10 protein-coding genes and 3 pseudogenes are annotated in these 12,854 nt (G+C 67.7%); 9 read left to right on the top strand and 4 right to left on the bottom strand.

The features are described from left to right. From DIZ27_RS37920 to DIZ27_RS37945, 6 genes are all read left to right on the top strand, one after another. Positions 1 to 772 (top strand): reverse transcriptase domain-containing protein (locus DIZ27_RS37920; protein ID WP_258308735.1); only part of this gene is annotated, 772 nt, incomplete at its 5' end. A 39-nt stretch (positions 773 to 811) separates the two neighbouring features. Further along, the gene (locus DIZ27_RS37925) at positions 812 to 1,981 is read left to right on the top strand and encodes an ISAs1 family transposase (protein WP_109382935.1); all 1,170 of its coding nucleotides are present in this window, start codon (positions 812 to 814) and stop codon (positions 1,979 to 1,981) included. Positions 1,982 to 2,079: 98 nt separating this feature from the next. Next, a complete protein-coding gene (locus tag DIZ27_RS37930) occupies positions 2,080 to 2,451 on the top strand; it encodes a hypothetical protein (protein WP_109382936.1) in 372 nt (123 codons plus the stop codon). Further along, a complete protein-coding gene (locus DIZ27_RS37935) occupies positions 2,448 to 3,119 on the top strand; it encodes a nucleotidyl transferase AbiEii/AbiGii toxin family protein (RefSeq protein ID WP_109382937.1) in 672 nt (223 codons plus the stop codon). Before DIZ27_RS37930 ends, DIZ27_RS37935 begins: the two co-directional genes overlap by 4 nt. Positions 3,120 to 3,610: 491 nt before the next feature. Continuing rightward, positions 3,611 to 4,348 (top strand): IS6 family transposase, encoded by a 738-nt coding sequence (locus DIZ27_RS37940; RefSeq protein ID WP_109382966.1) that lies wholly within the window; start codon positions 3,611 to 3,613, stop codon positions 4,346 to 4,348. A gap of 259 nt (positions 4,349 to 4,607) precedes the next feature. Next, on the top strand, positions 4,608 to 5,786 hold the full coding sequence (locus DIZ27_RS37945) for an acyltransferase (protein WP_109382938.1): 1,179 nt from the start codon (positions 4,608 to 4,610) through the stop codon (positions 5,784 to 5,786). A gap of 57 nt (positions 5,787 to 5,843) precedes the next feature. Here the strand turns inward: DIZ27_RS37945 and DIZ27_RS37950 are convergent, their stop codons facing one another. Next, on the bottom strand, positions 5,844 to 7,046 hold the full coding sequence (locus tag DIZ27_RS37950; protein ID WP_109382939.1) for an IS110 family transposase: 1,203 nt from the start codon (positions 7,044 to 7,046) through the stop codon (positions 5,844 to 5,846). Between the two features lie 230 nt (positions 7,047 to 7,276). Between DIZ27_RS37950 and DIZ27_RS37955 the strand changes: the two genes are divergently transcribed. Continuing rightward, positions 7,277 to 8,461 (top strand): IS4 family transposase, encoded by a 1,185-nt coding sequence (locus DIZ27_RS37955; RefSeq protein WP_258308737.1) that lies wholly within the window; start codon positions 7,277 to 7,279, stop codon positions 8,459 to 8,461. 448 nt (positions 8,462 to 8,909) lie between these two features. Next, positions 8,910 to 10,070, top strand: a complete 1,161-nt coding sequence (locus tag DIZ27_RS37960; RefSeq protein ID WP_109382940.1) for an alkaline phosphatase PhoX — start codon at positions 8,910 to 8,912, stop codon at positions 10,068 to 10,070. A gap of 322 nt (positions 10,071 to 10,392) precedes the next feature. Here DIZ27_RS37960 and DIZ27_RS47885 read toward each other — a convergent pair. Both DIZ27_RS47885 and DIZ27_RS37970 read right to left on the bottom strand, forming a co-directional pair. Beyond that, a pseudogene (locus tag DIZ27_RS47885) lies at positions 10,393 to 10,586 on the bottom strand (transposase); the annotation flags it as partial. A 79-nt stretch (positions 10,587 to 10,665) separates the two neighbouring features. Further along, positions 10,666 to 11,257, bottom strand: a pseudogene (locus DIZ27_RS37970) (IS6 family transposase); the annotation flags it as partial. A gap of 115 nt (positions 11,258 to 11,372) precedes the next feature. On the opposite strand from DIZ27_RS37970, the gene DIZ27_RS37975 reads away from it, so the two are divergent. After that, positions 11,373 to 12,188 carry an SAM-dependent methyltransferase gene (locus tag DIZ27_RS37975; protein ID WP_109382941.1) on the top strand — a complete coding sequence of 272 codons (816 nt, stop codon included), beginning with the start codon at positions 11,373 to 11,375 and terminating at the stop codon, positions 12,186 to 12,188. A 118-nt stretch (positions 12,189 to 12,306) separates the two neighbouring features. On the opposite strand, the pseudogene DIZ27_RS37980 reads toward DIZ27_RS37975, so the two are convergent. Further along, a pseudogene (locus DIZ27_RS37980) lies at positions 12,307 to 12,848 on the bottom strand (IS6 family transposase); the annotation flags it as partial. Between the last annotated feature and the right edge of the window lie 6 nt (positions 12,849 to 12,854).

Consider the following 12,854-nt stretch of genomic DNA (forward strand, 5'->3'; position numbering starts at 1 on the left):
GTTTGTTTGGTCAACCGGCGATGTCCGGGAGGAGCCGATGGAGCAGTTGAAGTCGTTAGGCAAGYCGTTTGATATTCCGAAGTTGGAGGTCTGGGAGGCTTTCCAGGATGTGAAGAGGAATCAGGGCGTGCCGGGAGTGGATGCGCAGTCCATCGAGGAATTCGAGGCCGATCTGAGGAACAACCTCTACAAGGTCTGGAATAGGATGTCGTCGGGGACGTATTTCCCTCCCCCGGTGCGTGCGGTAGAAATTCCAAAGCGGCACGGTGGAGGCATGAGAATGCTTGGCATTCCCACTGTCGCCGACCGGGTCGCCCAGACAGTCGTGGCCCGGCATCTCGGTGTCCGTGTGGACCCTGTGTTCCACGAGGACTCTTACGGATACCGGCCCCGGCGGTCGGCTTTGGACGCGGTAGAGCGTTGCAGGGAGCGCTGCTGGAAGAAGGACTGGGTGATCGACCTCGACATTCAGAAGTTTTTCGACAGCGTCCGTTGGGACCTCATCGTCAAGGCTGTGGAGGCTCATACCGATGCCGTCTGGGTGAAGTTGTACGTTGAGCGGTGGCTTCGCGCGCCGCTTCAACTGCCTGACGGCACCTTGCAGATGCGGGATCGGGGCACCCCGCAGGGGTCCGCGGTCTCGCCCCAGGGACTTTGCAAGGTTGCGGGTTGGGTGAGGTTGCCCGGTGATGGGCTGCCATGTCGCTTTATGGAGCCCGGATGCAGGTGCAGGCACGGCCTCGTTGATCATGTGAGTGTCGAGTTCACGTAACCACAACCGAAGACCGTGCCTGCTGTCTCATCTTCTCCTATGCCGTCGGGCCTGGAGCAACTGGCCCGTACCCCGTCACCGCAGCCGCTGCCCGACGCGGTGTGCCTCGCCCGCTTCCTCGCGGGGCTGCCGGATCCGCGCGACCGCCGTGGCCGGCGTTTCCCGCTGACGGCGATCGTGACGGCTGCCGCGGCGAGCGTCCTGACCGGTGCGAGATCCCTGACCGCGATCGCCGAGTGGATCGCGGATGCGCCCCGCTGGGTCCTTCTGACCCTCGGCTTCGCGTTCGACCCGTTCAGCAAGGCGGTCACAGTGCCGCATCCCACCACGGTGATGCGGCTGCTCAGCCGCCTCGACGGCGACGCCTTCGACGCCGCGGTGAACACGTTTCTGCAGGCCAGAGCCGCTGATCTGGAAGCAGGGAAAGCGCGGTGGCGGGCGGTCGCCGTGGACGGGAAACAGCTGCGCGGATCAAGAGCGGCCGGCGGGAAAGCGGTATGGCTGCTGGTCGCGATGGACCACGCCGGAACGGTCCTCGCACAGCGACAGATCGACACGAAAAGCAACGAGACACCCGCGTTCATCCCTCTTCTGGACGGCCTGGCCCTGGAGAACGCCGTCGTCACCGCGGACGCGGCCCACACCCAGCACGCGAACGGCCTCTGGCTGCGCGAGCAAGGCGCCCACTACATCGCTGTCGTGAAGGGCAACCATCCCGGCCTGCTCAAGCAGTTGAGGAAACTGCCGTGGTCCGACATCGCCCTGGACCACAAGGACCGCACCAGGGGCCGGGGCCGGCTCGAGGTCCGTCACCTGAAGACAGCCGCGTTCCGGCACCTTGACTATCCCGGCGCCCGTCAGGCCCTGCGCGTCATGCGCTGGCGCAAGGACCTGACCAGCAACAAGATCACGATCGAGCGGCTGTACTTCGTCACCAGCCTCCCACCCGGCGCGGTGTCCGGAGCCCGGATCGCGGCCTGGATCCGCGGCCACTGGAAGATCGAGAACCAGCTCCACCATGTCCGTGACACCACGTTCGCCGAGGACGCCTCCACCATCCGCGCCGGCCGGCTGCCCCGCGTGATGGCCAGCCTTCGCAACCTCGCCATCAGCGTCTGCCGGCAGGACGGCGAGACCAACATTGCCGCCGCCACCCGCCACCATGCCCGCCACCCAGGCCGCCCTCTGGCCACACTCGGATGGACATGATCAACCAGGACTCACGTGCTCAACCGGACAGAACCGCAACACGCAAAGTCCCTGGGTTGTGTGGTCACCGCGATGTCCGAGGGGCGATACTGAGAGGCATGTCCGTGTCTTCGCCCCCCACCTCCTCGGCGCCGAGCGCATACGAGATGCTGCGCGAGCAGTACGCACTGCGGCTGCCCACGTCGTTGGAGGATCTCGCCGGTCCGGCGACCGGCACGGTGAACCTGCCCTTGCACGTTGTCTGGTCCGGTCGCCGCTCGTACGGGCTCAGCCAGCCTCGCTCGCGGATGAGTCTCTACCGCACCGTACTGGCCGAGGGGCAGCGTCAGGACCTGATCGCTTTCCTCAACCGGGACCTGCTCATCGCCCAGTGGCCGATCTTGCGCACGCTGATCAGCCGACCCCTCCGCGACGTCTGGGAGAGCCACTTCCCCGAGCTGCCTGCGGACAGGGCCGCCACTGCCGCGTGAACCTCTCCGAACTGCACCGACGCCTCCTGGCCGACGTCCTCGACATTGGAACCCCATACCCCCTGGTGATCACCGGCGGGTACGCCGTCCAAGCTCACGGCCTGGTCGACCGACTCTCCCAGGACGTCGACGTAGCCACCGAGAACCCGGCACCGATCAGCGAGATCGTCTGCTCCGTGAGCCACGGGCTCACGGAGCGTGGCTGGCAGGTTGAACAGATCGAGACCGGGGCGCTTTCCGGCCGGCTCCTGGTCACCGACCCCGGCACCGGCGAACAGTGCGAGGTCGACGTCCTGAAAGAGGTCCTCTGGCACCCACCCACGTCCAGCGAGTACGGGCCGGTGCTGTCGCTGGACGACGTGATCGGAACGAAGGTGCGAGCGCTTGCCGACAGAGGCGCGGTGCGCGATCTGATCGACGTCCACGCCGCCTCCCAGTACCGGTCCAAGGCCGACCTCGAGAATCTCGGACGACGTCACGCGCGGTACGCCTTCAGTCTGGAAGACCTTCGCGACCGCCTAGCTGGCGCGGAGTGGTGGGATGATCAGGACTACGCCGACTACGACCTCCAGCCCGATCAGATCGACGCCTTGCGGGCGTGGGCTCTGGAATGGGCCACCGACATCGGCGCACGTCTACAAAGTGATGAAGACCCCGACGATCTCTGACCGAGACTCCGGTTCGCCCGGCTTGAAGTAGACCACGCACGGGTTCGGATCGTGCCCGGGTGGGGAACATCTGAAGCGGTCCAGGGGGCAGGGGCACCGCCATCACCTACGCGCCCGGCGTCGGCAACCCTGCCCTCGCCGAACACCTCATCCATGCAGGTGGAAGCGGGTTTGTGCGACATCCTGCGGGTTCGTCCTGGCTGTCATCTCCCGCTGCCGCAGGTCAGCTCGGCAGACGGGAGCGAGGGACCCGCATAGATCATGGTGGGCCTTCGGGATTCCTGAAGAACCATCATGCCCCTTACACGGACGCACAGGCCGAGAGCGATGAGGTGCCTGGTCAAGCCCCACGCCGAGGAACCGAGGGGCACAGCGAACTCGCGGGATGCTGCACAAGCCGGGCACGGCTCGGCTGTAGCGGTGAGGACGGTCAACTCTCCGACGGGCGCTGTCACGTTGACCAACCGGGTGGAATGATCTTCTGGTTGGTCATGCTGGGAGGGGTGTCCGTGGGCAGTACGCCGCCGTCGTACAGGGGACATCGATATCCGGCCGAGGTGATCTCTTACTGCGTGTGGCGGTACTTCCGCTTCCCGCTGTCGTTTCGCGAGGTGGAGGAGCTGCTGCCCGAGCGCGGCGTGACCGTCTCCCACGAGACCGTCCGCCGCTGGTGTGCGAAGTTCGGGCAGGCCTACGCCGACGGCCTGCGCCGTCGCCGGCTGCGGCCCGGGGATACATGGCATCTGGACGAGGTGTTCGTCAGGATCAACGGGGAGCTGACGTACCGGTGGCGGGCCGTCGACCAGGACGGCAACATTCTCGACATCCTCGTGCAGAGCCGCCGGGACAAGGCCGCCGCCCGGCGGTTCTTCCGCCGCCTGCTGAAGAAGACGCGTGCGGTGCCGCGGGTGGTCGTCACGGACAAGATCCGCTCCTACGGCGCCGCCCACCGCGAGGTCATGCCTTCCGTCGAGCACCGGCAGTCGAAGTACCTCAATAACCGGGCCGAGAACAGTCATCAGCCGACGAGGCAGCGCGAACGCGCCATGAAAGGCTTCCGCTCTGTCGGCGGAGCCCAGCAGTTCCTGTCCGCATTCAGCGGCATCTCACCCCACTTCAGGCCCCATCGCCATTGGATGACCGCCACCGAATACCGCGCTGAGATGATCACCCGCTTCGCCCTCTGGGATCAGGTCACCGGCGTCGCCGACCTGCCCACCGCAGCGTGAGCACAGAGCCGGAACCCGGCCCCACCACACCCGACATGCCGTCAGGCACTCACATACTCAACAACGTGACAGCGCCCCGCCGGGGGCCCGATGGGCTCGGCCTGAAGTTTTGGAGAACCCTTCGGCTCGGCTCGGTGAGCGTCGTGGCAACTTCGGCTTGCCACTGCGCACTTTTGTGGCGGGGGGCGGCCGGTGGGGTCGTAACGTGACGCCCGTGATCGTTGATCTGCGGTTTCTTCGTGAGGGGGGTTAGGTGCCGATGCGTGACGCGCAGGGCACATTGTCCATACCCGTGCAGGGGATCGCGGCCGGGACCGATCAGCTGCCACGGCCCACCCGGCTGCGCAGACCCGCCACCTCTGGACGGGCCCGCCCTCGTTTGTACGCCATCGACGCCATCCGCCTGATCGCCGCCCTGATGGTCGCCGTGCACCACTACGCGGGCACGTATCGGGTCGACCAGCCGGACAACCTGATATGGGACCGCCCGGTCTCCGACATCATGCCGACGGTGTTCCACTTCGCGACGTACGGCTGGATCGGCGTGGAGATCTTCTTCGTGATCAGCGGCTTCGTGATCTGCATGTCGTGCTGGGGTCGCACGCCCCGCCAGTTCTTCGTCTCGCGCGTGATCCGGCTCTACCCGGCGTACTGGTTCGCGATCGTGTTCACGACGGCCGTGCTGGTGGCCCTGCCGGGCGTCTGGGAGCGCCTGCGGCCGCGCGACATCCTGCTCAACTTCACGATGCTGCAGTCCGGCTCGGGTGTGCCGAACGTTGACGGCGTGTACTGGACCCTGTGGGCGGAGCTCCGCTTCTACCTGCTCTTCCTGCTCGTGGTGGTCACCGGCCTGACGTATCGCAAGGTCGTCGTCTTCTGCTGCGTGTGGGGCGCTGCTGCGATGCTCACGCCGGTGGCGGAGTTCCCCCTGCTGAAGTTGGTCGCCGGCCCCGACGCCGCCTGGTATTTCATCGCCGGCCTCGCGCTCTACCTCATGCACCGCTTCGGCCAGGACATGCTGCTGTGGGGCATCCTCGCCATGTCGTGGCTCATGGGCCAGCGGGAGCTGGGGCAGCGCATCGACGAGGTCGAACATGTCTCCGGCTGGTGGGGCGCCGTGCTGATCTACACCGTGTTCCTGCTGGTCATGATCGCCATCGCCCTCGGCCTGACCGACCGTATCCGCTGGAAGTGGCTGGCCACGGCCGGGAGCCTGACCTACCCGCTCTACCTGATGCACTACGCGGCCGGTACGACGCTGATCAACCGCCTGCGGGACACGATGGACGCCCGGCTGCTGGTCGCCTCGGTGATCGCCGGCTTCCTGGTGCTGAGCTACCTGGTCCACCGTTGTGTGGAGCGGCCCCTGGCAGGGGCGCTGAAGAGGGGGCTGGACACCTCGTTCGCCCGGATGCGGAATGCGGGACAGGCGGGCTGACCGGGAGTGACACCAGGCGGCGGCCCACGGCTCCCGGGGGTGCCTCTATATCTTTCGTCAAGCGAGGCGCGGGGTTCTGTGCTCGTAGAAGGTGCCGTCGCGGAGCATCGCGAACAGCACGCTGATCCGGTGGCGGGCGAGGCGGAGAAGGGCCTGTGTGTGGGTCTTTCCGCGGTTCCGACAGCGGTCGTAGTAGGTGCGGGAGGCGGGGTCGTGCAGGGCGGCGAACGCGGACAGGAACATGGCCCGTTTGAGCTGCCGGTTTCCGCCCCTGGGTGTGTGTTCGCCATGGATCGAGGTCCCGGACGACTTGGTTGCCGGAGCCAGGCCGGCGTAGAAGGCGAGGTGGGCGGCGTTGGGGAAGCTGGTGCCGTCGCCGACGGTGACCAGCAGGACGGCGGCGGTCCTGACACCGATGCCGGGCATCGAAGTCAGGACCTTCGAAAGAGGGTGCGCCTCCAGCAGCACTTCGATCTGGACCTGAAGGGCCCGGCGCTGCTCGTGGACCGCCGCGAGCGAGCGGGCCAGCGACGGGATCACCACGTCCAGGGTGCCGGTGCCGGGAACGACGACGGTCTGCTCGTCGAGGGCGTCGAAGACGTCGTCGATCAGCCGGGCAGCCATGCGCGGCGCCTTGGGACGGATGACCTCGACGAGCTTGCGGCGGCCAGCTTTTCGCAGAGCCTGCGGGGAGCCGTAGCGTTCCAGCAGCCAGGCCACCGCGGGGTGATCGAGCCGGGGTCCAAGGACACGCTCCAGCGAGGGGTGAAACTGGGTGAGCAGGCCGCGTATCCGGTTGCTGGTGCGGGTGGCCTCGGCCGCGAGGTCCTGGTCGAAGCCCACCAGAACGGTCAGTTCGGCGGTGATTTCGTCGGTCAGTTCCAGCGAGCGCAGGGTGTGCGGCATCGTCCGGGCGGCGTCCGCGATCACCGCGGCGTCCTTCGCGTCGGTCTTCGCCTCGCCCGGATACAGGTCGGCGATCCGCCGCATGGCCAGGCCCGGCAGGTAGGCGACCTGGCAGCCGGCGTCCCGGGCGACGGTCAGGGGCAGGGCTCCGATGGAGGCGGGCTGGTCCACGATCACCAGGACGGTGCCGAACTTCGCGGCCAGCTTGTCGAAGACGTCCCACAGCTTCGGCTCGCTGTTGGGCAGCTGCTTGTCGAAGACCTTCTTGCCAGCCGGGGTGCGCCCGTGGCCGTGGTGGGCGGTTTTACCGACGTCCAGGCCGAGGAAGACGCCCACGTCGCCGATGTCGAACATCGTGCTCCCAACTGCTTCGCTGCGGTGCTGGCCAGGGAGTTGGCGCCGTACACGCGCATCCACGTTATGCAGACCTGCCGCCCGCGGGATGCCGGGCATTGCGCTCGGCGGGGCGGTAGTCGGGCCTCTCATCAGCGTCTCCGACGGCACCCCTCGGGCCCGGTGACACCACCCCCAGGTCATGCCTTCCAATGCCGTTGCTTTTGCGGGGTTCGGGCGGTTGAAGCGGTGTGCTGATATCGCGACTGGAGCGGCTGGGGTTGGGGGTCCTGACCCGGTCGTGTCCCCCTGAGCTGGTGGACCGGCTGGTGGGTGAGGCGGGGCGCTCGGAAAAGCGCCGACGTCTGTTGTCCGCCCGGTTCACGGTGTACTTCGTGCTGGCGATGTGCTTGTTCCCGCAGGCCGACTACCTGGAGGTCCTCCGGCTGGTGAAGACCGGCGACAAGGGACTGCGGTCCTGGTCCGGGGTGAACAAGTCGTCGCTGACCAGGGCCCGGCAGCGACTCGGCTGGCCGGTGATGCGGGAACTGTTCCGGTCTGTGGCCCGGCCGCTCGGCGCGGACGGCGAGCTGTTCCGAGGGCTGCGGGTGCTGGCCCTGGACGGGATGCTGCTGGCCGTGCCCGACTCTGCGGGCAACAACGACGCCTTCGGGAAGTCCGGCTCCCAGCGCAGTCCCATGGGCTATCCGCAGGCCAGAGTGGTTGCGGTGGCCGAGTGTTCCTCCCATGCCGTCCTGGACGCCGCAATCGGTGGGTTCAAGGATTCCGAGCGCATCGTGTCCGATGCCCTGGATGCCCATGTCGGGACCGGCACGCTGTTACTGGCAGACCGGGGCTTGTGGGGTCTGGCCCGATGGCACCGGCTCCGGGACCAGGGCGCACACCTGCTGTGGCGAATCGAGCGGCGCAAGGCCCGCCGGGTCCAGGACGTCCTGCCCGACGGCAGCTACCTCGCCCGGATCGAGGCGAACAAGCACAGCAAGGCGGCCGGAACCGTCAAGGCGCCGCCGGCGCTGGTCCGGGTGATCGAGTACCGCGTCGACGGGCAGGCCGACATCGTCCGGCTCATCACCAGCCTGACCGATCACGAGAAGTACCCCGCCGAAGAACTCGCCACCCTCTACGCCCGGCGCTGGGAGATCGAGCTCGTCTTCGACGAGATCAAGACCCACCAACGCGGTCGGCCGGTCCTCAGGTCGCAGACACCGGACGGCGTGCGGCAGGAGATCTACGCACACCTGATCGTGCACCACGCCACCCGGGATCTGCTGGACGAGGCCGCTCGCCTGCACCGCAGCACGGCCGAACGGACCTCGTTCACCCGGGCCCTGCACGTCGTCCGCCGCTCGGTGACCTCACCGAGCGGCTTTTCCCCCCTCAGCCCGCAAGCGGGACCGACGCCTCGGACTCTCTGAAATCGGTCGCAGCCTGCTGCCCCGCCGGAGGTCGCGTGACTGCCCTCGCAAGATCCGTTCCTGCATCACCGGCTACGCCAGCAAAGCTCCTGGCGAGCCCCCCAGCAGCCGTCGCCCACCGGTCACCGTGGCCTTGAACAACCGGTGGCACGACCACTAAAAGCAACGGCATTGCCATGCGTTCGACAGGGGGGACCAGTCATGCCGGCTCCAGAGGCCGGGAGCCCCATTGCAGGGCCACGAAGAAGGTAATGGGGGGCATGGTCGCAGGTCACTCTGGCCTTCACCTGGTGAAGTGCCCTCTCCGCTTGACGGTTCGTCACGGATTGGTCGGGTGGAGTTCGCCCGGGTAATCCTGATCGATTCGGTGGGGTGACCGTACTGTCCTCCGAGGCCAGTCGGCGGCGTTCAACGCCATCGGTTGTTTCTTCTTGACGGAGGAGTAGACATGGAACGTCGTAACTTCCTGCGCGGTGCAGTCATCGGCACCTCCGCCGCAGCATTCGGCGGCACCCTCATGCGCGGCGCCGCCTACGCGGCCCCGGCCCAAAACGGCCCCGGCCCGTACGGCGCGCTCGGCGCGGCCGACGCCAACGGCATCCAGTTGCCGAGCGGTTTCAGCAGCCGGGTGATCGCCCGCTCCAGCCAGAAGGTCGGCAGCACGTCGTACATCTGGCACAGCGCTCCCGACGGCGGTGCCTGCTTCGCCGACGGCACGGGCTGGATCTACGTCTCCAACTCGGAGATCAACCCCAGCGGCGGCGTGAGCGCCGTCAAGTTCAACTCCTCGGGCACGGTCACCGACGCCTACCGCATCCTGTCCAATACCCGCCAGAACTGCGCGGGCGGCGCCACCCCATGGAACACCTGGCTGTCCTGCGAGGAGGTCAGCCTGGGTTACGTCTACGAGACCGACCCGTACGGTGTGAACGCCGCGATCCGCCGTGACGCCATGGGCAAGTTCAAGCACGAGGCAGCCGCCTCCGACCCGGTCCGCAAGGTGATCTACCTGACCGAGGACGAGTCGGACGGCTGCTTCTACCGCTTCATCCCGACCACCTGGGGCGACCTGTCCTCCGGCACCCTGCAGGTCCTCAAGGCCGGCACGGCCACCTCCGGCTCCTTCACGTGGGCGACCGTGCCGGACCCCGACGGCGCCCCGACCCTGACCCGTCGCCAGGTCTCCGGCGCCAAGCGGTTCAACGGCGGTGAAGGCTGCCACTACGCCAACGACACCATCTGGTTCACCACCAAGGGCGACAACCGCGTCTGGCAGGTCAACCTCGCGAACAGCACCTACGAGCTGGCCTACGACGACAGCCTCGTCAGCCCCGGCACCGCCCCGCTGACCGGCGTCGACAACGTGACCGGTTCCTCCTCCGGCGACCTGTTCGTCGCCGAGGACGGCGGAAACATGGAGATCTGCATCATCACCCCGGACGACATCGTCACCCCGTTCCTGCGTATCGTCGGCCAGGCCAGCTCGGAGATCACCGGACCGGCCTTCTCCCCCGACGGCACCCGCCTGTACTTCTCCAGCCAGCGCGGCACGAGCGGCAGCTCCTCCGGCGGCATCACCTACGAGGTGACCGGCCCGTTCCGAAAGTAACACCCTGAATGCCGGGAGCGCCCGGAGGGCTCGCCTACCCTGACGGCTCCGGGCGCTCCACCCACGTCGGCACCGATGCGGCGCCACCCTCCACCAGGGTGGCGCCGCTTCGGCTGCCCCTGACCAGGTAGACGAGCGAACCGTCGAGCACAGCCAGGGGCAGCACCCCCGTTCGCGGCGACAGCCCGCTCACCCACGCCTACGAGACGGCCGCCCCGTTGCGCACCTTCTTGTCCGTGCCGGTGAGGAGAGCACAGAGTGTGCGGACCCTTCTTCCCCAAGGCCGGTGGGCATGCCCTTGCCGAAATCTCGTCCGGGCAGGTCAGGCCGCATGGCGGTACTCGTGGAGAATGCCGCCAAAGCGATCGCGTCTTCGTACCTCGAGGCGGGTGATTAGGTCCGGATCGGCGATCGGCGCAGGCAAGGGTTCAGCGGGCGAGCGTTCGCGATGCCCTGATGGGGACGGTGCACATTGTAGAAACGCTCGAACTCCCGCAGGGCGTGGAACAGATGCCGCGGCGCTGTCACATTATTGGGTACGTGGGTCTCTGACGGCGCGTCGGGGCATGGTGGGGGCCGGGTTCCGGGCCGGTGTTCAGGCCTCGGCGGGCCGGCCGGCGGCGCCGGTGATCTGCTCCCAAATCGCGAAGCGGATGGTCATCTCGGCTCGGTAGCCGGGGGCGGTCATCAGGTGGCGGCGGGGCCGGCAGTGGGGCGAGATCCCGCCGAACGCGGCCAGGAACCGCTGGGCCCCACCGGCACTGCGGAAGCCCTTCCTCGCTTCACGCCGCCGCGTCGGCCGGTGGAAGTTCTCGACCGGGTTGTTCAAGCCTGCGTGGCAGCGGTGCTCCACGGAGGGCATGACCTCGCGGTGGGCCGCCCCGTAGGAACGGAGCCTGTCCGTGACGATCACCCTCGGCACGGCCCGACTCCTTGGAGGAGCCGACGGAAGAAGCGCCGGGCCGCGCCTGGTGGCGCCGGTGCTGGCCGGGGATGTCCAGCACGGTGCCGTCCTGGCCGACCGCGCGCCAGAGATACTTCTGCTCGCCGTCGATCGTGCTGAAGACCTCGGCCAGGTGCCACCCGTCGCCGGGGCGGGGAGGTCGGCGGCGCAGCGCGCCTGCGTGGGACTGGCCGGACTTCAGGCACCACCGACGGGTCGTCTCGTAGGACACGATGACACCGCGCCCGGGCAGCGGCCCCCGGCCTCTGATGATCACAACGGGGTTTGCGTGTAGGGGAGTTGTCTTGTGTTGGGTACGGTAGGCATCTGGTGAGGCAAGGTTCGGGGAGCGAGTTGGGATGAGCGAGCGTTCGACCGGTGGAATGGTGCCGATCAACTCTTCGGTGGCGCATCCCGCGCGGGTGTACAACGCCTGGCTGGGTGGCAAGGACCACTACCCTGCTGACCAGGAGGCGGCCGAACTGGCCGCTGCAGCCAATCCGCAGGTCGTTCCGGCGGTCCGGGCCAACCGGGCCTTCCTGGGGCGGGCGGTGCGGCACTTGGCCGGGAAAGCAGGGGTACGGCAGTTCCTCGACATCGGCACCGGGATTCCGGCGGCGGACAACACGCACGAGGTGGCGCAGCGGGTCGATCCCGGCGCCCGGGTGGTCTACGTCGACAACGACCCCATTGTCCTGTCTCATGCCCGCGCGCTGCTGGTCAGCACCCAGGAAGGAACGACTGACTATCTGGAGGCAGACCTGCGTGACGTGGACGGCATCCTGACGGCAGCTCGGGAGACGCTGGATCTGTCGCAACCCGTGGGCTTGATGCTCGTGGCGGTTCTGCAGTACATTCCGGACGCCGACGGCCCCCATGGGATCGCCCGACGGCTCCTCGACGCGCTCGCCCCCGGCAGTCACATCGTCCTCTCCCACCCGGCCGCGGACATCGGAGCCGAAGAGGTCGCCGAGTCGATGCGCAGGTACAACGATCGGGCCGCCGAGCACGCGGGAGCCACGCCCCGCACACACGCCGAGGTCACCCAGTTCTTCGCCGGTGCGGATCTGCTGGACCCCGGCGTCGTCCAACTGCCCGAGTGGCATCCCGACTCTGCGGGTAGCCAGTCTCCTGGCGCGCTGCCGATGTGGTGCGGGGTCGGCCGCAAGCTTTGACGAACGCGGACCCGTGCGCGGCGCAAGCCGCACAGGGGCGCTGTCACGTTGTTGGGTGGGGCGGTGTCTGGCGGTGTGCCGGAGCGTGGTGGGCTTGCGGTCAGGTCCTGTGTTCAGGCCGTATCGCGCGTTCGCGTTGCCGGGTGGGCCGGTGGCTGTTCTCCGCCCGGTGGTTCAGGCCCTGGTGACAGCGGTGCTCGACGGAGGGCATGACCTCGCGGTGGGCGCGCCGGAGGAGCGGAGCTTGTCGGTGACCACCACCCGGGGCACCGCGCGCGTCTTCTTCATCAGGCGGCGGAAGAAGCGCCTGGCCGCGGCGGTGTCCCGGCGGTTCTGCACGAGGATGTCCAGCACCATCCCGTCCTGGTCGACGGCCCGCCACMGGTACKTCAGCTCCCCGTTGATCCTGACGAACACCTCGTCCAGGTGCCATTTATCCCCGGGGCGGGGCCGGCGGCGGCGCAGTCCGTTCGCATAGGTTTGTCCGAACTTGGCGCACCAGCGGCGGACCGTCTCGTGGGAGACGGTCACACCGCGCTCGAGCATGAGCTCCTCCACCTCGCGGAACGACAGCGGGAAGCGGAAGTACAGCCACACGCAGTGGGAGATGATCTCGACTGGGTACCGGTGCCCCTTGTACAACGGCGATGCGTCCCCCACGGAGAC

Source organism: Streptomyces sp. NWU339, assembly GCF_003143855.1.
Classification (GTDB): domain Bacteria; phylum Actinomycetota; class Actinomycetes; order Streptomycetales; family Streptomycetaceae; genus Streptomyces.

What these genes read in the sequence shown, in the direction of transcription:
- DIZ27_RS37925 (WP_109382935.1), top strand. Translation starts at nt 812, where the DNA reads ATGCCGTCGGGCCTGGAGCAACTGGCCCGTACCCCGTCACCGCAGCCG.
- DIZ27_RS37930 (WP_109382936.1), top strand. Translation starts at nt 2,080, where the DNA reads ATGTCCGTGTCTTCGCCCCCCACCTCCTCGGCGCCGAGCGCATACGAG.
- DIZ27_RS37940 (WP_109382966.1), top strand. Translation starts at nt 3,611, where the DNA reads ATGCTGGGAGGGGTGTCCGTGGGCAGTACGCCGCCGTCGTACAGGGGA.
- DIZ27_RS37945 (WP_109382938.1), top strand. Translation starts at nt 4,608, where the DNA reads ATGCGTGACGCGCAGGGCACATTGTCCATACCCGTGCAGGGGATCGCG.
- DIZ27_RS37950 (WP_109382939.1), bottom strand. Translation starts at nt 7,046, where the DNA reads ATGTTCGACATCGGCGACGTGGGCGTCTTCCTCGGCCTGGACGTCGGT.
- DIZ27_RS37960 (WP_109382940.1), top strand. Translation starts at nt 8,910, where the DNA reads ATGGAACGTCGTAACTTCCTGCGCGGTGCAGTCATCGGCACCTCCGCC.
- DIZ27_RS37975 (WP_109382941.1), top strand. Translation starts at nt 11,373, where the DNA reads ATGAGCGAGCGTTCGACCGGTGGAATGGTGCCGATCAACTCTTCGGTG.